The sequence below is a fragment of the Methanothermobacter sp. KEPCO 2 genome (assembly GCF_041228365.1).
Classification (GTDB): domain Archaea; phylum Methanobacteriota; class Methanobacteria; order Methanobacteriales; family Methanothermobacteraceae; genus Methanothermobacter; species Methanothermobacter marburgensis.
In genome coordinates this window covers 161,669-186,893 of record NZ_CP166185.1, presented here as the reverse complement: position 1 = coordinate 186,893, position 25,225 = coordinate 161,669, and the positions used below count along the sequence as shown (strand labels likewise).

Below are 25,225 nucleotides of genomic sequence, written 5' to 3'. Positions count from 1 at the left end.
TTTAGACCCTTCTTCCCCTCTTACCTCCAGGTCTTCCTGTGCCATCATGAGGTATGGGAGTTACATCCTCAATTTTGCCTATCTTCATTCCTGCCCTTGCAAGAGCCCTTATGGCTGCCTGTGCACCTGGTCCCGGTGTTCTTGGGCCGTTTCCACCCGGAGCCCTCACCTTGATGTGCAGGCCGACGATACCCTTCTCCTTTGCATCATCAGCCGCCCTTGTTGCAGCCTCCATGGCAGCGAAGGGTGATGACTCCTGACGGTCAGCCCTCACAACCTTACCACCGGACCACTGTGTGATGGTCTCTGCACCGGTTATGTCTGTAATGGTGATTATCGTGTTGTTGAATGATGAGTAAATATTTGCGATTCCCCATTTTTCCTTTTCAGCCATTTTATCTCTCCCTGAATTTATTCAGCGTCCTGGGCTGCTTCGATCTGTTTTTTCATTGGGGATGATGGGTAGAATCCTATTTTGTCCTCTTCTCCCCTTTTAACTATGTATCCCGGGGCGTCGATTTTCCTGCCGTCGAGGGCTATGTGGCCGTGAACCACCATCTGTCTGGCCTCGTTCACTGTCCTTGCAAGGCCCCTCTTGTGAACCAGTGTCTGGAGTCTCCTCCTGAGTACGTCCTCCACTGTGAGGTCAAGGACGTCCTCAAGGTTTGCGCCCTCGTTGAGTATTCCTGCCCTCACAAGGTGTCCCAGGAGCTGTTCCCTCTCCTTCTTTGTATGCTCACCGGATATACCCAGGAGGTACCTTGCATCCCTCCTGTATCTCCTCACCATTGTTTCTGCCTTCCAGACTTCCTTCTTGTTCTTGAGGCCGTACTTTGCCACGAGCCTGTTTTCTTCCTTTATTCTTTCAGCGTTCCATGGGTGAGGTGGAGTATCATACTTTTTTCTTGCCTTACGTGGGTGTCCCATTTTAACCTCTCCTTATCTACCTTTTCTTCCTTCTCACACCAACTGAGGAGCCCTTCCTGAATGTGGACTTTGTCCTCTGTCCCCTGACAGGTAGTCCAAGTTCGTGTCTTCTTCCCTTGTAGCTTCTTGTTTTCCTCATGCGGTTCAGGTCCTCTCTGAGGCACATGTCAAGGTCTGACTCTATGAGGTGCTTGTCCTCGCCTGTCTCGTAATCGTTACGCCTGTTGATCATCCATGATGGGATGTTATACTTTGCAGGGTTCTTTATGGCCTCTTCAAGCCTCTCTATTTCCTCATCTGAAAGGTAGCCTATCCTCTGGTTAAGATCGTATCCTGCTGACATGATTATTGCCCTTGAAAGAGCCTTTCCAACGCCCTTTATGCTTGTAAGGGCATTTTCCATGGTCTTATTACCATCAATGTCCTTTCTGGCAATACGAACCATATGTTTGAATTCTTCTTCCATTCATTAACCTCCAGTAAGAGTGAATTCGCGGGACGGGGGTTGCGAATTCCAGATAACAGTCGTAGGTGCAACATTGTTGCTTTAACCGACGCCGGGACTGGGATTTGAACCCAGGAGGAGCAAAGCTCCACAAGATTTCCAGTCTTGCGCCTTACCTGGCTAGGCTATCCCGGCATATGATGTATCATTTTAAGTGTATGGACTGAAGCCTATTTAAGTATTGCTGTGTGTGGAATGGCACCACATCTGAAGCACTGCTACAGAGACTGGCGCCACATCCGGGGGTAGGTTCCAGGCTTCATGAAGACCTTACCTGTCTCAATCACAAGGCCACTGTCTGCGGCCGCAATATCAAGGGACGGCATCAGTGCCTCACCAACAGCCACGAGTTCCCCCTTGAGGGTCATCACCGCAACTGTGTCGCCCTTTTTTATGTTATCATCCAGCCCTGCTATGCCCCCACGTGCAAGGTCAGCACCATGACATATTGCATCAACTGCAGAGTCAAGGATGACGGCACGGGGGAGATGGGATACCGCAAACTCCATTGGGAGGATGCATTCCCTCAGGAATCCTTCATCCCCATCCTCAACCCAGAACTGGTAGGCGTCCTTGAGGTCATGGAGGGTTACCAGCCCCTCCTCTGTGAAGGGACCCACACGTGTCCGTCTGAGTTCAGCCATGTGGGCCCCTGTACCAAGGGCCTCGCCCACATCATGGCAGTACTTCCTCACGTAGGTCCCTGCCTCACAGGCTATCCTGAAGAGAACATCCTGCCCATCAATCTCAAGTATATTAACATCGTAGATGGTCCTTACACGGAGCTCCCTTTTAACAGCTGACTTGAGGGGGGGTATCTGGAAGATCTTTCCCTGAAACTCCCCGAGCACCTCCCTAATCCTGTCCTCATCCACCTCCCTGTGAACCCTCATGAGACATACGTATTCCTTGGGGGCCTCAAGGAGGAGCTGCATGACCCTTGTCGCCCTGTTTATGCCGAGAGGCAGGACACCTGTAACCTTGGGGTCCAGCGTGCCCCCATGCCCCACCTTCTCTGCGTGGAGCATGTCCCGAACCCATGCATCCACCTGGTGGGAGGTAGGGCCAGATGGTTTATCAAGGTTAACCACACCATGTGAAATGTGGGTCTCAATGTCCCTCTCATGGGGCGGACACCCATATTTAGGGTCTGTGTTTGACTCCTTTAACTCTATGAATTCTGCCATGAGGGATACCTGCAAAAATAAGAGGTGGGTTTATTCAAGGGATTCAAGTTCCTTCTTTATTTCCTCGATATCATCGGATTTGATCTCTATCTTCTTCTCTGTTGGTTCAAGGTGTCCTATGTTACACCTCCTGTTCTTAACATTGACACCCACAACTTCAACGAAGTTTTTATCGATGATATCAAGTATCACGCATTTTTCACCGGCTTCTCTACCTGCGGTTTTCACACATACTCTTCCAACTTCTATTGCTGCCATTAAATCACCTCGGTAACTTTTAGTATGATTTCAGCCACGCCTTCAGCGTCAAAATGGCTGGTGTTTATCACAATGTCGTATACCTCAAGGTCATCCACATCTATACCGTGAATCTCCCTGTACCTCTGGGCTTCACTGGCCTCACGTATCCTGATCTCATCCCTGACCGTCTCCAGGTCCTTGGATTCCCGGATACTTATTCGCTGTGCCCTCACATCAAAGGGTGCCATCAGCAGGACCTTCAGATCCGCCCTTGCAAAGTGTGCAGAGAGTCTTCCCTCAAGTATGAGGTCCTCGTGTTCATCTGCAAGTCTGGCCTGTCTCCTGTCGATCTCTATGTCTATCTCTGGATTCTCCTCTGCGAGTTTGCTGAACTCCAGTATGTCAAGTTTCCTCTCAGCAGCCATCTGCCTGAACACATCACCTGCAGATACACAGGGTATCCCGGTCCTCTCAGACAGAATCCTGGCAACGGTTGTTGTGCCAGTGCCGGCCAGACCACCGATGGTTATGATCATTATGACCTTGCCTCTTTCTTAAAGACTTTGCGTGCGCAGCTTGAACAGTAGTAACCACCGTATGGTCTGTTGGGTCTCTTCTTGGACTTTGAGAGTTTTCTTATCTCGTAGGGTCTTCCTCTTGGAACACCATGGAGTGGCTTTCCGCAGCCAGCACATACATGCTTTGATGGTTTCTTTCTGCGGTAATGTATAACCGTCCTTCCTCCAGGAGTTCTCTTGAAGATTCTCTTATATGATCTGGATCTGTATCTTAACTCTGGCATTTCAATCTCTCCATAAAGTTACATTCCACCTTTAAGTCCCATGAACTTTCTGAATATCTGGGACATTGCAAAGGAGCATAAGATGTACCAGCCAAGCCATCCTATGGCATAGGATGGGGCGTTTGGTGGCATGCCATAGAACATATGCCACAGGGGGACAAGGAGGACATAGTATGCAATCTGGGGCAATATCACCAGTGTCTTGACTATGTGTGGTTCCTGTCCCATCCAGTAGAAGACAAGGATTATGGGCACGAATGTGACTATCATTGGTTTGAATGACATGGTCATCATTTCGCGCTGTTTGTCCATGAACTCCATCTGTTTTTTCTGGATCTCCTCAAGCGCCTGCATGTCATTCTTCTTTCTTGCCTCCATCATCTCCTGCTGGAATTCCTGCATTTCAGCTTTAAGTTCTTCGAGCCTTTCCTGGTCCACGAGCAACTTGTTTGCCAGTGTGATGATAAAGGCCACTATTGCTGATATCAGGAATACCGTGAGGATGGGGTTCTGTGGATTCGGGTCCATTGCAATGAATGGACCGAATACAGCGTTCAGTGCCCCGTATACGACTTCAAGAACCATTTTTGTTTCCTCTTTATCTTACTCCAGAATGTTCTTCATCTCACTGACTGCAGACTCAAGCTGGTTGTTGTGGTTCTTAACAATCTTAACTGTTGCGCCTGTGAGGGTGGCGTAGGCCATTGCAGCCGCCCTGTTCATCTGCTGATGGAGGTCGATCTCCTGCAGGGATTCCATATCCCTGTTTCTGGAAGTATCACTAATTCTTCTTGTGAAGATCTCCTCTGGATCAGCCTCCACAAGCACAAACATGTCAGGTTCCAGTTCCTCAAGAACCCATACTGGAAGACCTGGCAGAAAACCAGCAGGCGTCTTTATGGTGCAGTGTGTATCGACGATTATATTATTTTCCAGTGACCTTTCTCTTATACTTTTCGCAGCCGCCCTCTGTATCTCCTTCTGAACTCCAGGTTCAAGGGTTCTCATCTGATCCCTGTTTTCAACAAGTCCCTTTTCACGGGCTATTTCAAGCATGACATCCCCGTAATTCACATTGAGATAGTCAAGCTCCCTGAGGGTGTTCTCAAGGACCGTCGTGCTTCCTGAACCGGGTATACCTGCAACTACAACAACCTTCATTGTACCACTCCCATGGATTAAAAGATTATCCTAATCTCCCAGGAAGCTTCTGAGTATGGGGTGCATATCCATCAGCTGCTCCTGGGCAATCTCCTCATAGAGCCTGTAAACTATACCCACCGTTAGAAGGACACCTGTACCTCCACCAAGAGAACCCGTCAGGTCAGCTACGAATGCAAGGAGCCCCACAAATGCCCCTCCCAGGATCGTTATCGTGGGTATGTAGCGTTTCAGTATCTTCTCGAACTGCCCCCTGCTGCTCCTGAAACCAGGAATCTGCATACCCATCTGGTAAAGCTGTTTTGCAACATGCTTTGGACCTATGTTACTTATCTCAACCCAGAGCCAGGCAAAGAGGATACAGAGCCCTATGAATACAACCGCATAGAACAGTACCTTGAATGGGTCCAGTATGATGGCGTCGATTGAGCGTGGAGCCGTGAGAAGATATGCGAGCCCATCAACCGCCTGCCCATTGCTTACAGTACCAAGTATGGGGTAGCCAAGTTTCTGGAATACGTTCGCCATTAACTGAACATTCAGGAGGAGTGCGCTTGTCAGTATAACCGGCATGTTACTGGCGTATATGAAACGCAGGGGATACTTTCCGACAGCGCCCCTTGAGAGCCTCTTACCCCCTCCCATGGATATGGGTATCTCCACCCTCATACTCTCGGCATAGACAACGACGAGGAAAACTCCAATGAGGGCCAGTACAGGCAGGACGTAGTACTGGAAATCAGGACTCTGCCCTGTGAAGAGGAGGTAGAGGAAACCTGTTATTCTACCGGCGGGTACCCCTGGCTGCGTGGGTGCAGAGAGGGGGTTGAAGGCACCCACAATTATCTCCTGGGATACGCCTGCTGCAATGAAAAGTCCAACACCGCTACCAAAGCCCCATTTGGATACAACCTCATCGAGGAATATTATGAGTATTCCTCCAATTGTGAGCTGCAGTATGAGTATCCAGACAAACTGGGGGGCTGATGGTGCCAGTGACCCTGTCAGTACAAATATCAGTGCCTCAAAGAAGGTGAATACGATGGCAAGGAGTTTCTGCAGTCCCTGGAAAAAGGCCTTATCCTCATGCTTCGAGAGGTCCAGTTTCAGTATCTTACCTCCAACCAGAAGCTGGAGTATGATTGATGCTGACACAATGGGTCCTATACCCAGTGTGAGTATTGAACCGAAGTTTCCTGCAAGAACAGCCCTCAGCTGGGCAAACTGGTCCACAGCCCTTGGGCTTAAACCGTAGAGTGGTATCTGGGCCAGGAAGAAATAGAGGACAAGGATTATACCTGTCCATTTGAGTTTCTCCCTGAATGGTACCCTGTAGCCAGGTGATTTAACCTGTGGCAGGACTGAGAATATGGGCTCAAATTTTTCCTTCAACTGCTCCACTCCTTGTCAATGCTGGTTTACTCTATCACTTCAGCCTTTCCCCCGGCCTCTGTGATCTTCTCAACGGCACTCTCAGAGAACTCAAGGGCCTTAATGTGGACGGGTCGTGTGATCCTTCCGCTTCCAAGGACCTTTTCGAAGCCAAGGTCCCTCACATCCAGAACCACCATTCCGTCCTCTTCAGATGCGATTCCCTTCTCAAGGAGGCCAGGAATCCTTTCGTCGATGTAGGCAAGGTTAACTGTTTCCAGCCTCTTTATGAGTTTCTGGGGCCTTTTGAAACCGTACTTTCCAAAGTGTTTTGGGTCGTACTTGACGATCCATGTCCAGTGGTGTTTGTGTCCACCGGCCTGTCCTCTACCTCCGCGGTGACCTGCTCCCCTTCTCTTCTTGGAGCATCCTCCACCGACGGTACGTGAGCCCCTCATCCTTGTGATCTTTCGTCTTTTTCGGATCATGAGTAATTCCTCCGCTTAGATCATCCTCTTCAAGAGGTCATTTATCTTCTCGCCACGGTATCCGAGGCTTCCGCCCTCATTGAAGGCCTTTTTTATGGCCTCATATCCCTTTCTCGGGGGGTGTAACCTGAACACAGGTTTTATTCCTGCGTCCTCAAGTTTAACCTCACCCCTGAAGACAGCCCCTGCAAATTCTTCCACTGAATCATACTCTGTGTTTTCCTTTATGTATTCATCGGTTAACCTTTCCCCTCCGATGATTCTTGCCCTCTTGGCTATCATGGCTGTCAGGGTTTCCTGGTCAATTTCACCCCAGGTTATGTAGTCCTTGGCCTTCTGGAGCATGCCAAGGTGGCTGGGTGTGTCCTCAACCAGTACTGCGTGGTTTATCCTGTTGAGTCTTAACATCTCCATGGTGTCAGCTATGTCCCTTCGGACACCCGCTGATCCCCTTACCCTTACTACTGCGAACATCTGAAATCACCTTCAGGTACTGCAAACACCCAGGTTTTTAAGGTCCTTTTCGCTTGCCTTTACCTTGCTCAGCTGTTTGAGGGCATCGAAGGTTGCCCTGGCAAAGTTGACTGTGGTCTGTGTCTGTCCACGTGTATGTGACCATACATCATCTATACCTGCAAGCCTCATTATGGTCTTGCCAACGTCACCTATTGCAAGTCCAACACCACCCGGTGCTGGTATGAGGGTTACGCGGACACTTCCACTCTTGCCTGAGACCTTGAAGGGTACCGTGTGTTCCCTTCCACAGACACATCCCCAGTCACCGCAGCCTCTCCTGACCTTTATAAGGTTGAATTTTGCATCGTCAACTGCCTTCCTGATTGCAGGTCCAACCTCTCTGGCCTTGCCCTGTCCGAGTCCAACGTATCCGTCCTTGTTGCCCACTGCAACTATGACCCTGAAGTTGACCTTCCTTCCTGATTTGTGCATCCTCTGGACAAGGTTAACGTCAATGACCTCCTCCTCGAGGTCAGGAAGCAGTGCATCGATTATCTCAAGTTCCATTATTGGGTGTCCCTCTTCAAAGATCTCATCGATACTTGTTATGACACCCTCCTTCACAAGGCGTCCAAGGTTGGTCCTTGGCTCCCATTCCTCCATGTTGAAGTTCATAATCATACCTCTTCATCTATCCTGTTTTTTATTTCTTCAAAGTGTTCAGGCAGGTCCTCAGGGGAAAGACCCCTTTCAAGGTACCTTGAAAACCTCTTCTTGCGTTCTTCCTCGTCAAGGGATTCTGCATATTCCTTTATGTGCTCGCCCCTTATCCTTGATTCGTCGGGAAGTACTGATTCACCGTGTGGTACTTTGAGCCCTGCGTCAACAGCCCCTTTAAGTGCTGCGAATACCTTTGAACCCCTTATGGCAGGTCTGAGTCCTATGTCAAGGACAGCTTCCTCTATACCTGCCTTCAGAGCCCTTTTACCGCAGAGGTATCCTGTCAGGTATGCTGCTGCTGTATTGCTTGTGCCTCCAAGCCATCCCATTTTCTGGAGCTGCTTTGAGTGGGCTGAGACCAGTGTTTCGTCCCCATCCATTCCCACGTTGATTATCTGTGCAATAACATGATACGTGGTTATTCTGACAACAAGCCTGGATTTGCCTGTTTCCACCATCTTATAGCGGGCCCGGTAATCAGTTTTACCTTCCCTTCGTCTTCTAAATGCCATCTTGTATCTTGGTCCATGTGCCAATCAGATCCCTCCTACCTGAGCATGTCGTGGTCCCGGGCATAGGTTTTCATGTAAGATTTGCTCTTGAAGGCTCCGCCCTTTGCCATCTTGTAGAGTTTACGATAGGTGCTCTTGTTTATTTCACGGTTGTCCCTCATCTCCCTGAGGTCCTTCCTCAGAGCCCTTATCGTGGTCATCCATTCCTCTTTCCTTGGTTTTCTGGCGCCCTTAGCACCTTTTATGCTTCCAGGTCCTCTTCTTCTTCCCTTCTTTTTTTGCTGGGCTATCTTTTTTGACCTGTAACTGCTTATGCCCTTTTTTGGTTTAGCCTTTATTGCGCCGTCCTTTATTAGCTGCTTTACACCGTCCCTGGTTATTGCCCTTGAGACCTCATCGATCCTCTCAGGGTCAATCCATATCCTGTTAACCCCTACTTTCAGTATGTCTGCAGCTAATCTTTTCTGAGTAGTAAGATTCATTCAAGAAACCTCCTTGTGTTCAGCAATTTGCTGATAGACCCGAAAAATCGGGCATCCCCTTAAAGTGTTTTCCCTGGACTGGAAAATAAGACCCCTTCCAGCCCCATATTATGGATTCAGAACTTTTATGCCAAGTTCCCTTGCCTTTTCAAGCATGAGTGTCTTCTTCCTGGCACCCACAGTTGATGCTATCCTTGCAGCCTGTTTTTCAGGGTCCAGTTCCTCAAGTTCCCTCATGCTGGAAACAAGGATGTCCTCATATCCTGATGGGTGGAGACCCCTCTGGTCCCTTGGCTTCCTGTAGCCAATCGCAGGCATTGCAGGTTTGCCCTTTTCATATTTTCTCATTTTACTTGTTTTACCCCTGGGCCTCCTCCATTTTTCCCCCAGTTTTTTGTATCGGGCGTATTCCTGTCGTTTAAATTTTTTCCTCATCGAATCACCATCCCTATTCCTTGCTCACAAGGTATATGCCGTCCTGGAAAACCCTTGGGTCCCTTCCCTTAATCTTGGTGGCCTGTTCAAGGTTCGCCATTGTCTGTCCCACGTGTTCCTTGTTGATGCCTGTTACTTCAACCTCGTCGCCCTTTACCTGGACCTTTGTATCTCCCACTATCTTTGCGGTCCTTGGGTGGCGTTCCCCGAGGAAGTTCTCTATTAAAACCTTATCCCCTGCCACCTTCACACTCATTGGAAAGTGGGCGTACACTATCTTCATGCGGTAGGTGAATCCCTCGGTGACGCCCCTTATCATGTTGTTTATATGGGCCTTAACTGTCCCTATCATTGCCTTGTCCTTTTTCTTTGGGAATTTAACCTCAAGGACCACCTTATCGTCCTCAACGGCCATTGATATCTCTGAGTGGTTAAATTTTCGGGAGAGTTCACCCTTTGGACCCTTAACCTTAACTTCACCATCGATGGTGACGTTAACATCCTCAGGGATGGGTATTTCTTCCCGGATCATAGCTGCTAGAACCATGTTATCACCTAGTAGACGTAAGCCAGCAGTCTACCGCCGATACCCCTGTCTTTGGCCTCTTTATGGGTCATTATTCCCTCAGGGGTTGATACGATTATTATCCCGAAGTTCTTAGCTGGCAGATATCTTTTCTCAAATTTTTCGAATTCGTCCTTCTTAACAGCGTGTCTGGGTTTTATAACCCCACACTGGTTTATGTTTCCTTCAAGTTCAACGATGAATTTTCCGGCCCTGCCGTCGTCAACGTATTCGAATTCCCCGATGTAGCCTTCCTTCTGCATTGTTCTCAGCACGCGCCCTATGAGCTTTGATGCAGGGGTTATCCTGCACTTAACATTACCCCTTATCTCATTGTTCCTTATGTTGGTCAGGGCGTTTGCGAGAGGATCCATAAGAGTCACAGTAAACACCTCTTTCAGTTGTACTTTTTAAACCCGATTTTAGGTGCGAGTTCCCTGAAGCACTGCCTGCAGAGCATTAATCCATATCTTCTGACCAGGGCAGAGTGATCCCCGCATCTTGAGCATTTCCTTGATGCCTTTCCATATTTCCTTGGCAAAACAATCACCTTCAGACTATTTTAACCTGGAATTTTTCCTTCATGAAGTCGATTGCCTCTTCACGGCTGACCCTGTGCTTTTCAGGAACCTTTTTGCGCTGTATCCTTCGTCTGCTTATCCTGTGACCTGGCTTCTCAAAGGTCACAGAAAGGTTCATACCGAATATCCCTATCTCAGGGTCGTACTTCATTCCAGGTATGTCGATGTGTTCCTCGATACCCATTGAAACGTTACCGTATTCATCAAACTGGCTGGCTTTCAACCTGTTTCCTATTCCCTCAAGGAACATTCTGAGTACCTTTTCGGCCCTTTCACCGCGGAGGGTGACCTTGCATGCGATGGGCTGCTTTTTCCTTATACCAAACTCGGGGTTTGTGACCTTTGAGTGGGTCCTCACAGGCTTCTGGCCTGTCATCTCCTCAAGAAGCCTTTCAGCCCTTGCAAGCCTTTCACCCCCTTCACCGACACCTATGTTAAGGGTGACCTTGAATATCCTTACTTCCTCCATGGGGTTCATCTATTTACCTCCTGGAAGTGAGATCACTGACTCGTCCTTTCCAATGACAAACACGTAATCCTTGAGTGTGAGGAATGTCTTCCCTGCTTCGGTCTCAATGACCGCTGTGTTTGGCATTGGTGACCTTGTTATGTTTATCTTCTTGATTCTTCCAATTTCACCTGTGTGGCGGCCCCCTGTTACAAGGCCAAGGCTGCCCTTCTCAAAGGGTATCCTCTCAAGGATTTCCTGTTCAGGCACCGCCAGCTTCACAACATCCCCCACACGGAACTCGTCCTCTGAGAGGTAGTTGCGGCCGTCGTGGAGGTTGAGCTGGGTTTTTCCGCCCCTGATGGTTGTCTTGTTAACTATCTTGCAGAGCTTGAAGCCCGCGTTCTCCTCACCGATGGGGTGTAAGACCAGCCTTCCCCTTTCATCAGGGAGAACCCTGTAGACCTCACCTGTGCGGGGTATGCTCACAACGTCCATGAACCCAACAGGGAATTTGTAGTTCTTCCTTGGCCTTCCGTCCACCAGGACCTCACCGCTGTTTATGATCTTCCTGGCTTCCCTTGCATTGTCTGCAACCCCAAGGATGTCCCTCACAATGATCATCAGGGGTAATGATGCCTCAATTGCATGGGGACCCGGGATGGCTTTACGGTCCACTTGTATTCCTTGGGATGAATGGGCCAGTGACTTGGTGATCTGAAACGTTTAAGGTGCTTTCTTGATGCCATTATCGCCATGTTTATCCCTTCCGTTCTAATATTTTCATTCTCTTCTCATCGTCAAGGTTGAGGTCAATTATTCTGATGTTTGAGGGGTGTATCGGGAAGTAAACTGAGGTTCCGTCCACCTTCTGTATTGTGGCGCCCTCAACGTAGACCCTGTACCTCTTGAGGTCCACCTTCTCGACCTTACCCTCATGTCCCTTGAAGTCACCGCGGAGAACCTCAACCTTATCTCCCTTCCTCACTGGCAGGGACCTTCTACCGTATTCCTCCCTGAGTTCCCTGCTTAGGGCTGCGCTCATCATTTTGCGACGAGCGTGTAATGGTGCTTCATAAATGTATTTCCTCTGCTTTCTGGGTTGTTTTGACATTATATCACCCTATACTATTATGCTGGCTGCACTTCCCACACTGGGCCACCTGTCGGCTGCTTCCTTTGCAACAGGACCCCTTATCTCTGAACCCTTGAGGACTCCCTCTGGGCTCACTATAACTGCAGCGTTATCCTCAAATTTCACCCTCAATCCGTCAGGTCTTCTGTATTCCTTTTTCTGTCTCACAACAACAGCGTTGAGGACTTCCCTCCTCATGTCCACTGTTCCCTTCTTCACAGAGACCACGACCATGTCGCCAACACCGGCTGCTGCGAGTCTCCTGCGAACACCCTTGTATCCTCTGACAGAGATTATCTCAACTTCCCTTGCGCCTGTGTTGTCAACACACTGGAGTCTGGCCCCTACAGGTAAAGCCCTTGTAACCTTGGATGCTATTGCCTTCATCTTACTCTTCCCCCTTCACCTCGACCACTACAAAGTTCTTAGTCTTGCTGAGGGGTCTGCATTCAGCAATTTTCACTGTGTCCCCTACCCTGACATCTATGCAGTCAGGTTTGTGAGCCTTTATCTTGGATTTTCTCTTTTCGTATCTCTCATATTTGCGTATAAATTTGTAGAAACTCCTTTCAACGGTTACTGTCCTTTCTGCCTTGTCACTGACGACAGTTCCTTCCAGTATCTGACCCCTCAATGGGAGGTCCCCGTGGAAAGGACAGTTAGGATCACTACATTTAGATTTAGGTTCTGGAACATCAATGCCGACCATTCTATCACCACTATGGTTTTCTAAATTTCTTCTTTATTCTCTCCTCAGGACGAGCTACCAGAGCTCCACCATCAATCTCAACCACTTCACCCTCTGGTGTTCTGAAATGGAAGACGACTATTCCCTTTGGAACCGTTATCTCCCTGCCATCCTCCAGTTCAATTTTAAGGGTGTTCCTGGTTTCATCCACGACTCTTCCCGATATTCCCTGAATGTCCCTGTGAACACTCCTGGCTATTCTCACAGAAAGGCCAATAAGCTCATGTCTGAAAATGTTACGGGGGGTTATCAATGTAAACCCCTACCTTATCTCTATCGTGTCTGATGAAAAGCCCATATCCGCTAGAACTTCCTTGACCTTCTTCTTATGGTCCCCCTGAAGTTCTATCTGGCCCTTCTTGGCAGTACCTCCACAGGCACATCTTGCCTTCAGTATCTTTGTGAGCTCCTTTATGTCTATATCGTGTTCATCGATGCCCTCTATGATGGTCATCACTTTACCGAATCTTCGCCTCACTGTGTATACCTTTAATGTCTGAACTTCGCGTGCTATTTCCTCACAGACGCAAAGTTCCTCCGGAAGACCGCAAACATCGCAGATTTTCATTTATTTCTCCTTCTATTTTTCATTCATGATGGTGAGAACACGGGCTATTGTTCTTCGGATTTCCCTCATCTTGCCGGGGTTTTCATGGATCCCGGCAGCAGCGCTCTTGGAAATGTATCTGGCGTATTCTGCCTTGAGTTCATCCAGCTTCTTCTGGAGTTCCTCCCTATCCATTTCCCTTATCTCTTCGCTCCTAAGTATCGCCATTTCAATCCCTTTCTATTATTCACTGATATGAATCTGTCCATATATATTACTTTTCAGATTCTTCACCATCTGTGTCCTCTTTCTCTGTTTCTTCCGCTGATTCAAGGTCTTCCTCGAGATCCTCGACCTCTTCAAGATCCTCAATCTCCTCAATCTCCTCGAGATCCTCAATCTCTTCAAGATCCTCAATCTCCTCTATCTCCTCGAGATCCTCGACCTCTTCAAGATTCTCGATCTCCTCAACGGATTCAACCTGTTCTGCAGGTTCTTCTGAGGGAGTTTCAGTTACTTTAGGAGCCTCTATTTCAACCTTGTCTGGAAGTACAACTTCGGGAGGCATTATGCGGACGTATACCCCCAGAACACCTGGTTTGAGCTGCACTGTTGCGAATCCTTCCTTGACATGTTTGGTTGAGGGTTCGCCGCACTTCTTTATGTAGCCGTCTGTGAATTTGGCTGTGGCTGAACGGGCACCCCTTATCTTACCTGAGATGGTAACCTCAACACCCTGGGCACCTGCAGCCATGATCCTCCTCATTGTGGTGTATGCAACCCTCCTGAAGTGCATGCCCCTCTGGAGCATGGCAGCTATCTTGTGGGCCATTATGCGGGGGTTGAGTTCAGGCACATCAACCTCCTTGACCTCAACCTGGGGGTTTTCAAGGTTGAACTTGGTTTTGAGTTTCTGGGTAATTGCCCTCACTGTCTTACCGCCACGTCCAATTACCATACCTGGCCTTTCAGCGTAGACGACAACCATTGTACCCATAGGGGTGACCTGAACATCCATGCCACCGTAGCCTGCCCTTTCAAGTTCCTTTTCAAGGTATTCGTCTATCCTTGTCCTTCTGAGCCCTTCAACGACAAAATCTTTCTCTATCAAAATCTATGCCTCCCCCAGAACTATCTGAACGTGTGTTGTTGGTGTGTTGAATGGTGTGGCCCTTCCAAAGGCCCTTGGAATCCAGCCCCTTATAACTGGCCCGCGGTGGCTGGATATGTGGATTATTCTGAGTTTCTCGGTGTCGAGTCCCTTGTACTCTGCATTGGCCTCGGCATTTTCAAGGACCTTCAGTATCTGACCTGCTGCCTTAACAGGGTAACGGCCGCTGGCCCATCCATTGAGGCCCCTCCTGTGGCCGACCTTCCGGTTGTATCTCTTGAATGCCACCGGCCTCTCCATCCTGATAACCTCCTCAAGGTATCTTTTGGCCTTCTCGAGTTCCATTCCCCGGATCTCCCTGCATATCTCCACAGCGTGCTTTGGTGAAATCTTGAGGTGAGTCGCTGAAGCCCTGGCTGTTTTTGACCTGTCTTCCTCTTTATAAGCGTATTTAACCTTAGCCATTGTCTAGTCTCCTTATTTAAGAGGCACGAACATTGAGGATCTTGTAGCTCCCATACCGGGATCTCCGTGCTCAACCTTCTTCCTTGTAGGTGCAAATTCACCGAAGTAGCAGCCGATCATTTCTGGCTGGATTGTGACCTCCACAAATTCGTTTCCGTTGTGGATGCCGAAGGTCATCCCAACCATCTCAGGCAGCACTATCATGTCCCTGCAGTGTGTCCTGATGACCGGTGGTCTTCCCTCAGTCTTTCCCTCTTTTTTTATCTTCCTTATCTTCTCAAGTACCTTCTTCTGCCTTGGTAGGAATCCCCTCTTGAGGGATCTTCTCTGCCTTGATGGGAACAACTTGATTACATCGTCAAGTGGCATCTCCTGCAGTTCTTCCAAGGTGTAGCCGCGATACCTAAATTCTTTACGTGCCAATAGGTCACCTCCTTTTTTTATCTCCTTTTCCCTGTTCTTCTGGCAGCTATTGAACCAACCTTCCTTCCTGGAGGAGCATGCCTTGAGACAGTTGTTGGCCTACCTGGGTGCTGTCTGTTTCCACCACCATGTGGGTGGTCGACTGCGTTCATGGCAACACCCCTGACTGTAACTGACTTCTTACCCTTGGCCCTGAGGGCATGGTACTTCTTACCTGCCTTGAGGAATGGTTTCTCCCTTCTTCCTCCTCCAGCAACGACACCGACGGTTGCCCGGCACTGTGGGTTGAGTGCCTTGAGTTCACCTGATGGGAGTTCAATAACCGCCTTGTCAGCATCATGGGTGATTAGAGAAGCGTAGGTACCGGAGGACCTCACCAGTTTGCCTCCGTCTCCTGGTCTGTTTTCAATGTTGTATATGGGTGTCCCCTCTGGAATTTCACTGAGTGGGAGTGAGTTTCCAGGTTTGACCTTTGCCTTTGCCCCGCACTCAATCTCTTCATCAAGCATTAAAGCCTCAGGTGCGAGTATGAGGTTCTTCTCACCGTTTTCAAATTTCACAAGGGCAACAGGGGCTGTCCTTCCAGGGTCGTGCATTATGTCAACGACCTTTCCCCTGAGACATCCGTCACTTTCAAGGGAGTCGTATGCACGGTATTTTATTTTGCCCTTGAAGCGGTGGGATGCACTTCTGTAAGTGGGAGTTCCCCTTCCTCTCCTCTGTGATATTAACCTTTTTCCCATCTGAATATCCTCCTCATTATTCTAGAATACTCCCAGTTTAACAGCTATATCCTCTGCACTGTGTTCCTTTGCCAGTTTTATGTAGGCAATCTTCTGGCCCCTTGGGGTTACCTGGGTGTTAACCCTCTCAACCTTAACTGCAAAGAGTTCCTCGAATGCCCTTCTAACATCCTTTTTTGTGCTTTTTCTCATAACCACAAATGCCAGCTCGTTGTTCTGATCTATAAGGTTCATGCTCTTTTCTGTGACATGTGGCTTCATGATAACAGCATATGGATCCATAATTACACCGTCACCTAATTTTTACTGAAAGAGTCCCTCAAGTTTTTCTATTGCTGATCTTGTAAAGACGGTCAGTCTTCCGGGGTGGGTTCCAGGTGCGAGGAGTTCTGCGTTGAGGTTTTCCACGGTAACAACGTCCACACCAGGGTGGTTTCTTGCGCCCAGCGCAATACCTTTATCCTCGCCAACAACTATGAGCGGACCTTTGGGTGTCCTGTACTTCCTTCCCCTCATCTTTCCCTTTCCAGCTCTTATCTTTTTACCTTCCTTTGCCCTCACGATGTCGTCCATGATTCCGAGTTTCCTGAAGACTTCCCTTGTATCTGCTGTCCTTTTGATTCTGGAGAGTTCATCGTCAACCACCAGGGGCACCTGGGGCACATTCTCTATCCGGTGACCCCTTGCCTCCACAAGGTCCCTCCTGGCTGTTGCTGCAACGGCGGACCTTATTGCGAGTCTCCTTTCCTTTCTGTTTATTCTCTCATGGTAGTTCTTCTGTGGCCTCGGTGGGTGGGCCCTTCTACCGCCAACTGCCTGGGGAACGAAGGCTGCCCTTGAACCATTCTTTATACGTGGAACCATTGCAACACCGCGCCCGGCACCATAGGACTTGGCAGAGGTCCTTTTACCTGCCATTGGGTCTGGACCCCATGGCTGTACCCTCGCGGTCTGTGCTGATAGAACAGCCCTCTTTATCACGTCGGGCCTGAACTCCTCATTGAAAATTTCAGGAAGTTCCATTTCATCTATGGCTTCACCTTCTAGGGAATAAACCTTGATCTTCATTTTGAACCACTCTTATACTCCTTGTTTTGATGCTGTGCTGATGTAGTTTATCTGGGGTGCCTCTTCCTGCTTACCTGCAGCCCTTATGGCCTTCCTGAGCACCACAAGCCTCTTTGTTGGGCCTGGAACTGACCCCTTAACCATTACATAATCGTTCCTGACAAGACCGTACCTTACGAATCCACCGCTGGGGTTTACCTGGTCTGCCTCGCTGGCGTCACCGATCTTGAGTATCTGTTTGTTGTACTCGGTCCTCCTGTGGTAACCCATCTGCCCTGCCTGTGGAACTGTCCACATGGTCCTTGATGGTGTCCATGGACCCAGTGACCCTATGTGTCTTCCCTTACTGCTTCTTGCAGCCTTACCATACTGTATCCTTATACCCCATCTCTTAACGGGACCTTGGAATCCCTTACCCTTAGTCACTGCTATGGCATCAACAAATGTTCCCTCGGAGAATATCTCTGATGCCCTCACATCCTTGCCGAGGATTCCCAGTGCGTATTCGAATTTCTCCTCAGGGGTCTTGCCTCCGAGACCGCACTCAAAGACCTCAGGTTTCTTTTTGGGTACGCTTGCAAGTCTGGGGTTTGTGTGTACAATAACCCTGACATCTGCAACGTATTCCATGTTTGACCTTATCCTTTCGATTGCGGCCTCCTGGTCGTAGTCCTCTGCAGGTGGGGTGAGTTTCCTTCTGAGGTCCTCCTTTGTCTCGGTGGCCAGGACCTCTCCAAGGGTCTTAAGGCCCCGACTTGTCCTTTCATAGGCCCTGACAGCCATCACGGTTAGTGGTGGGACCTCAAGTATTGTGACTGGAGTTGAAACCTCCATCCCCTCTGTGGGGGAATTTTTCTGATTATCAACCATCATTACGTGGGTCATCCCTGCCTTGTAACCTGCCAGGGCAAGAAGTCCAGGTTCATCCACCTGGGGCCATGACTTGACCCTGGGAGTTTCCCTTGCCGCCCTTTTTCTTGGACTGAATGCAACTGATCCTTTTCTTGGTTGATGATGTCTAGCCATTTAAGTTTACCTCCTTACATCATTCATATTCATTTTTCATCAATCTGAGTTAGCATGTTGAATACTGAGAGAGTAGCTAAAACAGCCTCTTCGGTCCTTACAGTTTCTGTACACTGTCCAGGAATGGTGTTAACCCACACATCCGCATCGATCTCTGGTAATCCCTTGTAAGGACCTCCAAACAGGATGGCCACCCTGGAGGCGCCCTCCACCTTTGACTTTACTTCATTCAGAATAGAAGTAATGGGCGAAGCATACCTTGATGTTGCCACCACAACATCGGCATCCACTGTTTTCAGGCTTTTTGAGAGGCTCTGTTCGGTGCTCAGAACCTCATATCCCCAGTATCTATCCTCTGGTTCATCTGGCTCTATCAGTATTTCCTTACCCAGCCGGATAACCCTGAAACTCATTACCCTATTTACAGTGAGTTTTTCCCTGCACAGTGCAAGTTTATCTGCGCCAATATCCACAAGAGTTCCTTTTTTTACCCTTTTGACTGTTAATCCCTGTCTGTATTCTCCAGCCACGGGCTTTCCAGTTGGGTGATGAGGAGTTCTCAGAGGTGGGAGTATACCCACATGTTTCAACTCCTTCATTATCGGGAAAACCTTCCTGCGAAGGTACTGGGGGGTATCCATATAGTTCAGGATATCCCTGATAAATCCTGCCTCTCCGTCTGCATCATCGTGATAGATCACTATGCGGTTAACCCCGAATATCGCTGCAGCCCTTCCAATAAGACCCACCTTGTAGGTCTTTATTTTGAGATCCCCTGTCTCTGCCGTCAGCGAATCCGGGATAAATATGGACAAATCTACTCTATTCATTTATTAATCTTTGTCCTAATCTTTTATAAATATTTCCACAATGCAGACTGGGCAAGTAAAACCACAGACCACATCGTATATCCCGTTATACAATGTGAGCGGATCCACCGCAGATTGCAATAGGTACTAAAAATTGTACAGTAACCATATTTAAAGTTTCCGCTGTAGGTTCCACACATAGCGCTGAAATAATCCCATGCTTAAACTCCAGAGGCAGATCCTCAACCAGCAGCCACATGAAACAACAGATCACCCAGAAACAACCCTCACCACCACAACACCCCACCCTCAACCAGCAAAACCCACCAAACCAACAGATCACCCGAAAACAACCCTCACCACCACAACACCCACATTGGAGACCTCCATTCTGTGGAAACTGTAGGTGCGGCGTATCGGGAATTCAACAGGGAGTCTGTGGGTCACCTTCCCCCCCAGACCCTCATAGTAGCGCCTCACAAAGTCCTCAGAGCCTGCCATGTGGAATGAGTACACAACCCTCCCCATGGCTGATGCCGCCTCCATGAAAACCCTGTCGGCACCCCTATCAGCCCTTTCCTGTGAACCAAAGGGGGGATTCTGGATTACAGTATCAACCCCCCCTGTGACCCTAACCAGATCCCCATGATCACGAATATCTGCCTTGATGAACTGGATGTTTCCCAGACCCAGGTCCTCTGCCACACCCTCTGCAACTTCAAGTGCCCCTCCATCCACATCCACACAGTAAACCCTCTCTGCGCCAAGAAGTGCCGCCCCAATACCCAGGATACCCGTACCGCATCCAAGGTCCGCAACGGTTCTTCCCTCAATATCCCCCATGGCCCTGGCTGCCCAGAGGACCTCGGCGGCCACATGTGCCGGGGTGAGGTACTGTTCAAGGCCCGGGTCAGGGTGGGGGTGGGGAGGGATGCGCTCAAGAAGCATCTCAAGGTGTCTCTTTCTCCTCATGGTACCATAACTGAAGGTGGTAGACTTAAAAAGAGTTACCCCAATATAATATATATGTGTTATAAATTTCAGGGTGCAGTCAGATGTTCAGCAAAATCCTCGTTGCAAACCGTGGTGAAATAGCAATAAGAGTTATGCGCGCATGCAGGGAGCTCGGGATAAAAAGCGTGGCTGTTTACTCCGAAGCCGATAAGAATGCGCTCTTTACAAGGTACGCCGATGAGGCATACGAAATAGGTAAACCATCCCCATCCCAGAGCTACCTGAGAATAGACAGGATAATAGATGTGGCCGAGGAAAGCGGTGCCGAGGCCATCCATCCAGGTTATGGTTTCCTGGCAGAGAACCCGGGCCTCGGGGAGGAGTGTGAAAAACACGGAATCAAACTGATAGGTCCCAAAAGTTCCGTCATCGAGGCCATGGGGGATAAGATAACATCAAAGAAGCTCATGAAGAAGGCAGGGGTCCCTGTCATCCCTGGAACCGATAAGGGTGTGAGTGACCCTGACGAGGCCGCTGAGATAGCTGATTCAATCGGCTACCCTGTCATCATAAAGGCTTCAGCAGGTGGGGGTGGAATAGGCATGAGGACCGTCTACGAGGAGGACGAACTCATAAGGGCTATGGAATCCACCCAGTCTGTGGCGGCATCAGCATTCGGGGATCCGACGGTATACATAGAGAAGTACCTTGAAAAGCCCCGTCACATTGAATTCCAGGTGATGGCAGATGAACATGGAAACGTTATCCACCTTGCAGACAGGGAGTGTTCAATACAGAGGCGGCACCAGAAACTGGTGGAGGAGGCACCATCACCCATCATGACCCCTGAACTGAGGGAAAGAATGGGTTCAGCCGCAGTTAAGGCCGCCGAGTATATAGGTTATGAGAATGCAGGGACAGTTGAGTTCCTGTATTCAAACGGGGACTTCTACTTCCTTGAGATGAACACCAGGATACAGGTTGAGCACCCAATAACCGAGGTGATCACCGGTGTGGACCTTGTTAAGGAACAGATAAGGGTAGCCTCAGGGGAGGAACTCTCCTGCAGACAGGAGGACATAACAATAAGGGGCCATGCAATTGAGTGCAGGATAAATGCAGAGGACCCCCTATCAGATTTCGCCCCGAACCCCGGTAAGATCACAGGTTACAGATCCCCGGGTGGAATAGGTGTCAGGGTTGACAGCGGGGTTTACATGAACTATGAGATACCACCATTCTACGACTCCATGATATCCAAACTCATAGTATGGGGAATGGACCGTCAGGAGGCAATAAACCGTATGCGGCGTGCCCTCAGCGAGTACATCATACTGGGTGTCAGAACCACAATACCCTTCCACAAGGCAATAATGAAAAATGAGGCATTCCAGAGGGGGGAACTTCACACACACTTTGTGGATGAATACAGGCGTGGTATAGACGCTGAGATGCAGAAGATTGTCAAAGAGGACCAGGAGATGGTCGAACGCCTCCACTCAACATTTCTACCACCAAAGAAGGTTGCAGCAATATCTGCAGCCATAGGGGCATACATGCACTCAAGAAGGGGGTGATGGTATGGAGGATTACTATGATCCATGCGAAGTTGAGGTAAAAACCAGGTACATAGGGCATGAAGTGAAATGCTTCGATGAGGTGGACTCCACAAACAATGTGGCCAAGAGGATGGCAGAGGATGGCGCCCCGGAGGGTACAGTTGTAATTGCAAGGACCCAGTCCCGCGGAAGGGGTAGGAGGGGTAAACCCTGGATATCACCCCAGGGCGGGATATGGATGTCCATCATACTCAGGCCAGAGGTTCACCCATCAACGGCCCCCCTCCTAACACTGGTAACCGGTGTTGCAGTTGCCCGGACACTGAAGGAGGAATGTGGACTGGACGTGGGAATAAAGTGGCCCAATGATATACTCATCGGAGATAAAAAGGTATGCGGAATACTCACAGAGGCCCATGCAAGGTTCAATACCCTCGAATACGTGGTTGTCGGTGTGGGGATCGATACCAACGTGGATATCAGCCACTTCCCGGAGGACCTCAGGGAAGGGGCGACCTCCATTAAGAATGAACTCCAGAGGGACATAAAATCCAGTGAACTGATATCAAGGTTCCTTAAAAACTTTGAGGATGTCTATGATTCCTTCAAGGAGGGCAAAATGGATAAAATTCTAAGAGAATGGAGGAAGATGTCAAAGACGATCGGCAGGCGTGTTGAAATAAGGAAGCAGCTGGGTGAGATCGTCCGTGGTGAGGCCATCGGCATAAACAGCGAGGGCGCCCTCATACTGGAACTGGACGATGGAACACTCCGCAAAGTAATATCCGGTGAATGCATACACCTCTGATAGTGGTGGCCCTCCAGGTGCCACCTTTAACCTGATTTTTTGAATACCCATCAGAGGGCCTCGATTATGGCTGGCCCCCCGCGTTCACCATCCACCCTGAATTTCCTTCCTGTTATCTTTTCTGCAAGCATTATATTGGTCTCTGCGTGAAGTGTGAGTTCACAAGTTGAAACTCTTGAATTTCCTGCGATGGCCATGTAGGGGATGATCTGATCGCCCATGTACCTGTCAAGGGCTCTGCCAGATTCTATGAAACCCAGAAGTTCCTCTGCGGCTTCCGCCCCAACCAGTTCCGCCCTCTTTCCTGGTTTTCCCAGTGAAGTGGCACCGAGCCTTGTGTTACCCTCGGCCCAGAGTGTGATACCCGAGCCCCTTCCCAGTGAACCGGAGGCGTCCTCAACACGTATATCAACATCGAGTCCTGTTCTCTCAAGGATCTTTCTGGCTGATTCCGCCTGCCTCTCAGCAACATGGATCGGAAGGTTCCTGGAGTGGGAAACACCCCTTATACAGTGAATTTCTGCACCTTCAAGTACCAGGGGTCTGAGGGTGGATGGCTCAATGGTTGCATTGACCACACCCCCACCCTCGGGATAGTAGCCCCTCTCAATTAACTCAAGTTTTGCGGTGTAACCCATCATACCAAGGATGGGGAGCGTCACCTCCCTGAGGTAGTCTGCTGTGGGTGCCCAGAGGACATCGGTGCCGCCCCTCACGGTTAGATCCAGTTCCCCTCTGGAGGCTGTGGAAGCGATCATTATGGCCTGGAGGACAAGTCCCGTGCTTCCAGCGGTTTTTATGTCAAATTCAAATTTCCCGCCTTCAACACGTCCCGGTGAAAACTCAAGTTCCATTGACCCGAGTTCATCCCCCCTGAGTCTGCCATTGCTTATCTCTGCAATTGCCCTCACAGCAGTGAGGTGCTGGTGTGACAGTCCCTTCCTTGGCCTGCGGGCCCTGATATTGTATATCCGTATCCTGCATGATTCCAGGGCTACAAGGGCTGTGGAAACCCTTACAACGGCTCCCCCACCCTCGCCCTCTGATCCATCAATAACTATCAGCCTGACACCTCCCTGATAAACTCAGAATCTTTCAGATGTGCCCATTTTCGGTTTTTGTGCTAAACTGTAAAAATTTCATTTGATAAAAAAAATTATTCCTGGCATTGAGAAACCATTCAGCGCATGAAGGCCCACAAAAACCTCATGACCCTAAGATAAGTTTCTCCATCATTTTCCTGTCGCTGATGATGCCAGAAAGTTTATCCACTGCGTCCTCAATTGCCTCCCTCAGAAGTTCAGGCTCAAGCCTCTCTGCGTCCCTTGATGCCAGGTCAAACCTCAGTGTCTTTGATGCCCCTGGCATCCCCACAGCGGGTATGGTTATTATTCCATGGTCAGAGAGGAGCATCATTGAAAGGGCCACGCCGATTTCATCACCGGTGTATGTGGAATCATAGAGTTCCTCCAGTGAATCAGGTTTTATCATGATACCCGTGGGTGTCTCCTCCACCTTAAGGTCCCTCAGAGCCTCAAGAAGGTACCCCTTCCTCTCAAGGGCGTTGAGAATTTCAGATGGGTCAAAGCTCTCCAGTGCCCTCACCATTGCAGCGATAAGTGGTGGCTGGGCCTCAAGTCCGAACCGGTAGGCCCTTGATTTAACCCGCTCCACAAGGTCAGATCTTCCTGCGAGAAGACCCCCCCTTGGCCCGTGCATCAGTTTATCTGTGCTTGTAACTGCAAGGTCTGCTCCCAGGTCACATGCCCTCTTCTGGTTAAATAGAACCGTCCTCAGCCTGGCGCCTGATGCATCATCCACAAGTACCGGGACCCCAGCAGAGTGGGCTCTTTCAATTACATTCTGGAGTTCCGATTCATCAACCACCCTGTGGTCCATTGTCGAACCTGTCACAACCACGAGAGATGTGTTTTCGGGTATATCCTCGGTGAAGTCATCTGTCTCATGGTACCTGGCTGCTGCCAGTTGGGTGCTTGCCGGGATGGATGGGTGGGATGGGAGCTCGGGGAGGTAGTGCACAACCAGTGAACCTTGCTCTGCAAGTTCCAGGATGGATGCAAGTATTGCGCTACTTGTCCTGTTAAAGGCGGCCACCATCTCACCGCCCATGTGCTTTCTGCCAGCTATCTGGAGTCTCTCCTCAAAGACCGCAGGTCCCACGTACGTCTCAAGAAGACCAATATCCTCCATCTCAAGGGGAAAGCCCCCTGAAAGACCTGTGAGATCATATATTCCCTCACGGCCCCCGCTGGCAATACGCTCCCCTATTATCTGGAGGGCATGTTCCCTGCGCCTAACCTCATTCAGGTGATCATGGAACATCAAATCACCAATTCAATCGGTTTCCCCTGCAACATGCCCCTTCCTTGGCCTGCCATTCTCTGGTTTCAGGATTATGGCATGGTCCGCAGAATTCTGAAGTGCAGCACTGAAACCTGGCTCGGCGCCTATCACAATTGTATCCTTACCATTTTCCTTTGCCTTGTTTATTATTGGTAGAAAATCAGCGTCACGTGTCATAAGGGCTATTATATCAATATTAGGGTTGTATATCAGTTCCATGGCCTCAACAGCCATGTAGACATCGGTATCTCCAGCCACGACAATTGGTGTAAAGCCCTGGTTCACAATGGCCTCTATCAGTTTATCAGAGGCGTACTGGTTCAGAAGAACCTTTCCAACACGCATATTCCCGTATTCAGACATTATCTTCCTTACAAGGTCCAGGTTCAGACTGAATTCCTTTCTGAGCATGTTCGGCCCATCCACAAGAAGGCCAATGTTCTTTTCACCGCCCTCCTTTTTCTTGATGGGAATGTATTCCTTAAGGGAAGTCAGTTTTTCAAAACTTCGCATGGTATTGAATCCTCCACTAAAAAAATTTAATCATAATAATTATTGAAGTTATTATAAATAAAGTTAAAGTTT

General features: G+C 49.2%; 40 protein-coding genes, 1 tRNA gene and 1 pseudogene. 2 read left to right on the top strand and 40 right to left on the bottom strand.

Annotation, left to right across the window (positions count from 1 at the left end; genetic code table 11):
* Position 1: 1 nt before the first annotated feature.
* From AB9H23_RS01120 to AB9H23_RS00940, 37 genes and pseudogenes are all read right to left on the bottom strand, one after another.
* Positions 2-394 carry a 30S ribosomal protein S11 gene (locus AB9H23_RS01120; RefSeq protein ID WP_013295344.1) on the bottom strand — a complete coding sequence of 131 codons (393 nt, stop codon included), beginning with the start codon at positions 392-394 and terminating at the stop codon, positions 2-4.
* Positions 395-411: 17 nt separating this feature from the next.
* Positions 412-927, bottom strand: a complete 516-nt coding sequence (gene rpsD, locus AB9H23_RS01115) for a 30S ribosomal protein S4 (RefSeq protein ID WP_013295343.1) — start codon at positions 925-927, stop codon at positions 412-414.
* 16 nt (positions 928-943) lie between these two features.
* Positions 944-1,393 (bottom strand): 30S ribosomal protein S13, encoded by a 450-nt coding sequence (locus AB9H23_RS01110; RefSeq protein WP_013295342.1) that lies wholly within the window; start codon positions 1,391-1,393, stop codon positions 944-946.
* Between the two features lie 89 nt (positions 1,394-1,482).
* Positions 1,483-1,567: transfer RNA gene (locus AB9H23_RS01105), tRNA-Ser, on the bottom strand.
* An 83-nt stretch (positions 1,568-1,650) separates the two neighbouring features.
* Entirely contained in the window at positions 1,651-2,619 is a 969-nt protein-coding gene (locus AB9H23_RS01100) for an RNA-guided pseudouridylation complex pseudouridine synthase subunit Cbf5 (RefSeq protein WP_370005026.1), read from the bottom strand.
* 30 nt (positions 2,620-2,649) lie between these two features.
* Positions 2,650-2,877 (bottom strand): 50S ribosomal protein L14e, encoded by a 228-nt coding sequence (locus tag AB9H23_RS01095; protein ID WP_370005024.1) that lies wholly within the window; start codon positions 2,875-2,877, stop codon positions 2,650-2,652.
* On the bottom strand, positions 2,877-3,395 hold the full coding sequence (gene cmk, locus AB9H23_RS01090) for a (d)CMP kinase (RefSeq protein WP_370005022.1): 519 nt from the start codon (positions 3,393-3,395) through the stop codon (positions 2,877-2,879). The genes AB9H23_RS01095 and cmk overlap by 1 nt, the downstream gene beginning before the upstream one ends.
* Positions 3,395-3,661, bottom strand: a complete 267-nt coding sequence (locus tag AB9H23_RS01085; protein ID WP_013295338.1) for a 50S ribosomal protein L34e — start codon at positions 3,659-3,661, stop codon at positions 3,395-3,397. Before AB9H23_RS01085 ends, cmk begins: the two co-directional genes overlap by 1 nt.
* An 18-nt stretch (positions 3,662-3,679) precedes the next feature.
* Positions 3,680-4,246, bottom strand: coding sequence for an EMC3/TMCO1 family protein (locus AB9H23_RS01080; RefSeq protein ID WP_013295337.1), 567 nt, complete (start codon positions 4,244-4,246; stop codon positions 3,680-3,682).
* Between the two features lie 18 nt (positions 4,247-4,264).
* Positions 4,265-4,822, bottom strand: coding sequence for an adenylate kinase (locus AB9H23_RS01075; RefSeq protein ID WP_013295336.1), 558 nt, complete (start codon positions 4,820-4,822; stop codon positions 4,265-4,267).
* 30 nt (positions 4,823-4,852) lie between these two features.
* Positions 4,853-6,223, bottom strand: a complete 1,371-nt coding sequence (gene secY, locus AB9H23_RS01070) for a preprotein translocase subunit SecY (protein ID WP_083772482.1) — start codon at positions 6,221-6,223, stop codon at positions 4,853-4,855.
* Positions 6,224-6,240: 17 nt separating this feature from the next.
* Entirely contained in the window at positions 6,241-6,681 is a 441-nt protein-coding gene (locus tag AB9H23_RS01065) for an uL15m family ribosomal protein (protein WP_013295334.1), read from the bottom strand.
* 15 nt (positions 6,682-6,696) lie between these two features.
* Positions 6,697-7,155, bottom strand: a complete 459-nt coding sequence (gene rpmD, locus AB9H23_RS01060) for a 50S ribosomal protein L30 (RefSeq protein ID WP_013295333.1) — start codon at positions 7,153-7,155, stop codon at positions 6,697-6,699.
* 12 nt (positions 7,156-7,167) lie between these two features.
* The gene (gene rpsE, locus AB9H23_RS01055; RefSeq protein WP_013295332.1) at positions 7,168-7,812 is read right to left on the bottom strand and encodes a 30S ribosomal protein S5; all 645 of its coding nucleotides are present in this window, start codon (positions 7,810-7,812) and stop codon (positions 7,168-7,170) included.
* A 2-nt stretch (positions 7,813-7,814) separates the two neighbouring features.
* Positions 7,815-8,393 carry a 50S ribosomal protein L18 gene (locus AB9H23_RS01050; RefSeq protein ID WP_013295331.1) on the bottom strand — a complete coding sequence of 193 codons (579 nt, stop codon included), beginning with the start codon at positions 8,391-8,393 and terminating at the stop codon, positions 7,815-7,817.
* 11 nt (positions 8,394-8,404) lie between these two features.
* Positions 8,405-8,851 carry a 50S ribosomal protein L19e gene (locus tag AB9H23_RS01045; protein ID WP_013295330.1) on the bottom strand — a complete coding sequence of 149 codons (447 nt, stop codon included), beginning with the start codon at positions 8,849-8,851 and terminating at the stop codon, positions 8,405-8,407.
* A 108-nt stretch (positions 8,852-8,959) separates the two neighbouring features.
* Entirely contained in the window at positions 8,960-9,286 is a 327-nt protein-coding gene (locus AB9H23_RS01040; protein WP_013295329.1) for a 50S ribosomal protein L32e, read from the bottom strand.
* A 13-nt stretch (positions 9,287-9,299) separates the two neighbouring features.
* Complete coding sequence (locus tag AB9H23_RS01035; protein WP_321211676.1) at positions 9,300-9,833, bottom strand: 50S ribosomal protein L6; 534 nt, start codon at positions 9,831-9,833, stop codon at positions 9,300-9,302.
* 8 nt (positions 9,834-9,841) lie between these two features.
* A complete protein-coding gene (locus AB9H23_RS01030) occupies positions 9,842-10,234 on the bottom strand; it encodes a 30S ribosomal protein S8 (protein WP_013295327.1) in 393 nt (130 codons plus the stop codon).
* Positions 10,235-10,248: 14 nt separating this feature from the next.
* Positions 10,249-10,401, bottom strand: coding sequence for a 30S ribosomal protein S14 (locus AB9H23_RS01025; RefSeq protein ID WP_010875659.1), 153 nt, complete (start codon positions 10,399-10,401; stop codon positions 10,249-10,251).
* A gap of 2 nt (positions 10,402-10,403) precedes the next feature.
* Positions 10,404-10,910: a 50S ribosomal protein L5 gene (locus AB9H23_RS01020; protein WP_013295325.1), complete on the bottom strand. Its 507-nt coding sequence runs from the start codon at positions 10,908-10,910 to the stop codon at positions 10,404-10,406.
* Positions 10,911-11,638, bottom strand: a pseudogene (locus tag AB9H23_RS01015) (30S ribosomal protein S4e).
* Between the two features lie 2 nt (positions 11,639-11,640).
* Entirely contained in the window at positions 11,641-11,994 is a 354-nt protein-coding gene (rplX, locus tag AB9H23_RS01010; protein WP_013295323.1) for a 50S ribosomal protein L24, read from the bottom strand.
* Positions 11,995-12,003: 9 nt separating this feature from the next.
* Positions 12,004-12,402 carry a 50S ribosomal protein L14 gene (locus AB9H23_RS01005; protein ID WP_013295322.1) on the bottom strand — a complete coding sequence of 133 codons (399 nt, stop codon included), beginning with the start codon at positions 12,400-12,402 and terminating at the stop codon, positions 12,004-12,006.
* A gap of 1 nt (position 12,403) precedes the next feature.
* Complete coding sequence (locus tag AB9H23_RS01000) at positions 12,404-12,724, bottom strand: 30S ribosomal protein S17 (RefSeq protein WP_010875654.1); 321 nt, start codon at positions 12,722-12,724, stop codon at positions 12,404-12,406.
* A gap of 10 nt (positions 12,725-12,734) precedes the next feature.
* Entirely contained in the window at positions 12,735-13,016 is a 282-nt protein-coding gene (gene rnp1 / locus AB9H23_RS00995; RefSeq protein ID WP_370005016.1) for a ribonuclease P protein component 1, read from the bottom strand.
* Between the two features lie 9 nt (positions 13,017-13,025).
* A complete protein-coding gene (gene yciH / locus AB9H23_RS00990; protein ID WP_010875652.1) occupies positions 13,026-13,331 on the bottom strand; it encodes a stress response translation initiation inhibitor YciH in 306 nt (101 codons plus the stop codon).
* Between the two features lie 12 nt (positions 13,332-13,343).
* Positions 13,344-13,538, bottom strand: a complete 195-nt coding sequence (gene rpmC / locus AB9H23_RS00985) for a 50S ribosomal protein L29 (RefSeq protein WP_013295320.1) — start codon at positions 13,536-13,538, stop codon at positions 13,344-13,346.
* Positions 13,539-13,584: 46 nt separating this feature from the next.
* Complete coding sequence (locus tag AB9H23_RS00980) at positions 13,585-14,421, bottom strand: 30S ribosomal protein S3 (protein WP_370005013.1); 837 nt, start codon at positions 14,419-14,421, stop codon at positions 13,585-13,587.
* Positions 14,422-14,424: 3 nt separating this feature from the next.
* Complete coding sequence (rplV, locus tag AB9H23_RS00975; RefSeq protein WP_370005011.1) at positions 14,425-14,886, bottom strand: 50S ribosomal protein L22; 462 nt, start codon at positions 14,884-14,886, stop codon at positions 14,425-14,427.
* A gap of 12 nt (positions 14,887-14,898) precedes the next feature.
* Positions 14,899-15,309: a 30S ribosomal protein S19 gene (gene rpsS / locus AB9H23_RS00970; RefSeq protein WP_074358568.1), complete on the bottom strand. Its 411-nt coding sequence runs from the start codon at positions 15,307-15,309 to the stop codon at positions 14,899-14,901.
* A gap of 17 nt (positions 15,310-15,326) precedes the next feature.
* The gene (locus AB9H23_RS00965) at positions 15,327-16,052 is read right to left on the bottom strand and encodes a 50S ribosomal protein L2 (protein WP_013295316.1); all 726 of its coding nucleotides are present in this window, start codon (positions 16,050-16,052) and stop codon (positions 15,327-15,329) included.
* 21 nt (positions 16,053-16,073) lie between these two features.
* Positions 16,074-16,334 carry a 50S ribosomal protein L23 gene (locus AB9H23_RS00960; protein WP_048060727.1) on the bottom strand — a complete coding sequence of 87 codons (261 nt, stop codon included), beginning with the start codon at positions 16,332-16,334 and terminating at the stop codon, positions 16,074-16,076.
* Positions 16,335-16,355: 21 nt separating this feature from the next.
* Entirely contained in the window at positions 16,356-17,120 is a 765-nt protein-coding gene (rpl4p, locus tag AB9H23_RS00955) for a 50S ribosomal protein L4 (RefSeq protein WP_370005008.1), read from the bottom strand.
* A gap of 12 nt (positions 17,121-17,132) precedes the next feature.
* Positions 17,133-18,146, bottom strand: a complete 1,014-nt coding sequence (gene rpl3p / locus AB9H23_RS00950; protein ID WP_370005006.1) for a 50S ribosomal protein L3 — start codon at positions 18,144-18,146, stop codon at positions 17,133-17,135.
* Between the two features lie 29 nt (positions 18,147-18,175).
* Complete coding sequence (locus AB9H23_RS00945; RefSeq protein ID WP_370005004.1) at positions 18,176-18,976, bottom strand: putative RNA uridine N3 methyltransferase; 801 nt, start codon at positions 18,974-18,976, stop codon at positions 18,176-18,178.
* A 318-nt stretch (positions 18,977-19,294) separates the two neighbouring features.
* Positions 19,295-19,927, bottom strand: a complete 633-nt coding sequence (locus AB9H23_RS00940; protein WP_370005002.1) for an METTL5 family protein — start codon at positions 19,925-19,927, stop codon at positions 19,295-19,297.
* A gap of 83 nt (positions 19,928-20,010) precedes the next feature.
* On the opposite strand from AB9H23_RS00940, the gene AB9H23_RS00935 reads away from it, so the two are divergent.
* Together AB9H23_RS00935 and AB9H23_RS00930 are read left to right on the top strand one after the other, a co-directional pair.
* Positions 20,011-21,486, top strand: coding sequence for an acetyl-CoA carboxylase biotin carboxylase subunit (locus tag AB9H23_RS00935; RefSeq protein WP_321211667.1), 1,476 nt, complete (start codon positions 20,011-20,013; stop codon positions 21,484-21,486).
* A gap of 4 nt (positions 21,487-21,490) precedes the next feature.
* Entirely contained in the window at positions 21,491-22,276 is a 786-nt protein-coding gene (locus AB9H23_RS00930; RefSeq protein ID WP_321211666.1) for a biotin--[acetyl-CoA-carboxylase] ligase, read from the top strand.
* 50 nt (positions 22,277-22,326) lie between these two features.
* Here AB9H23_RS00930 and rtcA read toward each other — a convergent pair whose 3' ends face one another.
* The 3 genes from rtcA to AB9H23_RS00915 form a co-directional block, all read right to left on the bottom strand.
* Positions 22,327-23,331 (bottom strand): RNA 3'-terminal phosphate cyclase, encoded by a 1,005-nt coding sequence (gene rtcA, locus AB9H23_RS00925; RefSeq protein ID WP_321212129.1) that lies wholly within the window; start codon positions 23,329-23,331, stop codon positions 22,327-22,329.
* A gap of 151 nt (positions 23,332-23,482) precedes the next feature.
* Positions 23,483-24,619: a TIGR03576 family pyridoxal phosphate-dependent enzyme gene (locus tag AB9H23_RS00920; protein WP_370005000.1), complete on the bottom strand. Its 1,137-nt coding sequence runs from the start codon at positions 24,617-24,619 to the stop codon at positions 23,483-23,485.
* 12 nt (positions 24,620-24,631) lie between these two features.
* A complete protein-coding gene (locus AB9H23_RS00915; protein ID WP_048176451.1) occupies positions 24,632-25,153 on the bottom strand; it encodes a TIGR00288 family NYN domain-containing protein in 522 nt (173 codons plus the stop codon).
* Positions 25,154-25,225 lie beyond the last annotated feature (72 nt).

Excerpts from the sequence above, each read along its gene's own strand:
- AB9H23_RS01120 (WP_013295344.1), bottom strand. The coding sequence starts at position 394 with ATGGCTGAAAAGGAAAAATGGGGAATCGCAAATATTTACTCATCATTC.
- rpsD (WP_013295343.1), bottom strand. The coding sequence starts at position 927 with ATGGGACACCCACGTAAGGCAAGAAAAAAGTATGATACTCCACCTCAC.
- AB9H23_RS01110 (WP_013295342.1), bottom strand. The coding sequence starts at position 1,393 with ATGGAAGAAGAATTCAAACATATGGTTCGTATTGCCAGAAAGGACATT.
- AB9H23_RS01100 (WP_370005026.1), bottom strand. The coding sequence starts at position 2,619 with ATGGCAGAATTCATAGAGTTAAAGGAGTCAAACACAGACCCTAAATAT.
- AB9H23_RS01095 (WP_370005024.1), bottom strand. The coding sequence starts at position 2,877 with ATGGCAGCAATAGAAGTTGGAAGAGTATGTGTGAAAACCGCAGGTAGA.
- cmk (WP_370005022.1), bottom strand. The coding sequence starts at position 3,395 with ATGATCATAACCATCGGTGGTCTGGCCGGCACTGGCACAACAACCGTT.
- AB9H23_RS01085 (WP_013295338.1), bottom strand. The coding sequence starts at position 3,661 with ATGCCAGAGTTAAGATACAGATCCAGATCATATAAGAGAATCTTCAAG.
- AB9H23_RS01080 (WP_013295337.1), bottom strand. The coding sequence starts at position 4,246 with ATGGTTCTTGAAGTCGTATACGGGGCACTGAACGCTGTATTCGGTCCA.
- AB9H23_RS01075 (WP_013295336.1), bottom strand. The coding sequence starts at position 4,822 with ATGAAGGTTGTTGTAGTTGCAGGTATACCCGGTTCAGGAAGCACGACG.
- AB9H23_RS01065 (WP_013295334.1), bottom strand. The coding sequence starts at position 6,681 with ATGATCCGAAAAAGACGAAAGATCACAAGGATGAGGGGCTCACGTACC.
- rpmD (WP_013295333.1), bottom strand. The coding sequence starts at position 7,155 with ATGTTCGCAGTAGTAAGGGTAAGGGGATCAGCGGGTGTCCGAAGGGAC.
- rpsE (WP_013295332.1), bottom strand. The coding sequence starts at position 7,812 with ATGAACTTCAACATGGAGGAATGGGAGCCAAGGACCAACCTTGGACGC.
- AB9H23_RS01045 (WP_013295330.1), bottom strand. The coding sequence starts at position 8,851 with ATGAATCTTACTACTCAGAAAAGATTAGCTGCAGACATACTGAAAGTA.
- AB9H23_RS01040 (WP_013295329.1), bottom strand. The coding sequence starts at position 9,286 with ATGAGGAAAAAATTTAAACGACAGGAATACGCCCGATACAAAAAACTG.
- AB9H23_RS01035 (WP_321211676.1), bottom strand. The coding sequence starts at position 9,833 with ATGGTTCTAGCAGCTATGATCCGGGAAGAAATACCCATCCCTGAGGAT.
- AB9H23_RS01020 (WP_013295325.1), bottom strand. The coding sequence starts at position 10,910 with ATGAACCCCATGGAGGAAGTAAGGATATTCAAGGTCACCCTTAACATA.
- rplX (WP_013295323.1), bottom strand. The coding sequence starts at position 11,994 with ATGTCAAAACAACCCAGAAAGCAGAGGAAATACATTTATGAAGCACCA.
- AB9H23_RS01005 (WP_013295322.1), bottom strand. The coding sequence starts at position 12,402 with ATGAAGGCAATAGCATCCAAGGTTACAAGGGCTTTACCTGTAGGGGCC.
- AB9H23_RS01000 (WP_010875654.1), bottom strand. The coding sequence starts at position 12,724 with ATGGTCGGCATTGATGTTCCAGAACCTAAATCTAAATGTAGTGATCCT.
- yciH (WP_010875652.1), bottom strand. The coding sequence starts at position 13,331 with ATGAAAATCTGCGATGTTTGCGGTCTTCCGGAGGAACTTTGCGTCTGT.
- rpmC (WP_013295320.1), bottom strand. The coding sequence starts at position 13,538 with ATGGCGATACTTAGGAGCGAAGAGATAAGGGAAATGGATAGGGAGGAA.
- rplV (WP_370005011.1), bottom strand. The coding sequence starts at position 14,886 with ATGGCTAAGGTTAAATACGCTTATAAAGAGGAAGACAGGTCAAAAACA.
- AB9H23_RS00965 (WP_013295316.1), bottom strand. The coding sequence starts at position 16,052 with ATGGGAAAAAGGTTAATATCACAGAGGAGAGGAAGGGGAACTCCCACT.
- AB9H23_RS00960 (WP_048060727.1), bottom strand. The coding sequence starts at position 16,334 with ATGGATCCATATGCTGTTATCATGAAGCCACATGTCACAGAAAAGAGC.
- rpl4p (WP_370005008.1), bottom strand. The coding sequence starts at position 17,120 with ATGAAGATCAAGGTTTATTCCCTAGAAGGTGAAGCCATAGATGAAATG.
- rpl3p (WP_370005006.1), bottom strand. The coding sequence starts at position 18,146 with ATGGCTAGACATCATCAACCAAGAAAAGGATCAGTTGCATTCAGTCCA.
- AB9H23_RS00945 (WP_370005004.1), bottom strand. The coding sequence starts at position 18,976 with ATGAATAGAGTAGATTTGTCCATATTTATCCCGGATTCGCTGACGGCA.
- AB9H23_RS00940 (WP_370005002.1), bottom strand. The coding sequence starts at position 19,927 with ATGAGGAGAAAGAGACACCTTGAGATGCTTCTTGAGCGCATCCCTCCC.
- AB9H23_RS00935 (WP_321211667.1), top strand. The coding sequence starts at position 20,011 with ATGTTCAGCAAAATCCTCGTTGCAAACCGTGGTGAAATAGCAATAAGA.
- AB9H23_RS00930 (WP_321211666.1), top strand. The coding sequence starts at position 21,491 with ATGGAGGATTACTATGATCCATGCGAAGTTGAGGTAAAAACCAGGTAC.
- AB9H23_RS00920 (WP_370005000.1), bottom strand. The coding sequence starts at position 24,619 with ATGTTCCATGATCACCTGAATGAGGTTAGGCGCAGGGAACATGCCCTC.
- AB9H23_RS00915 (WP_048176451.1), bottom strand. The coding sequence starts at position 25,153 with ATGCGAAGTTTTGAAAAACTGACTTCCCTTAAGGAATACATTCCCATC.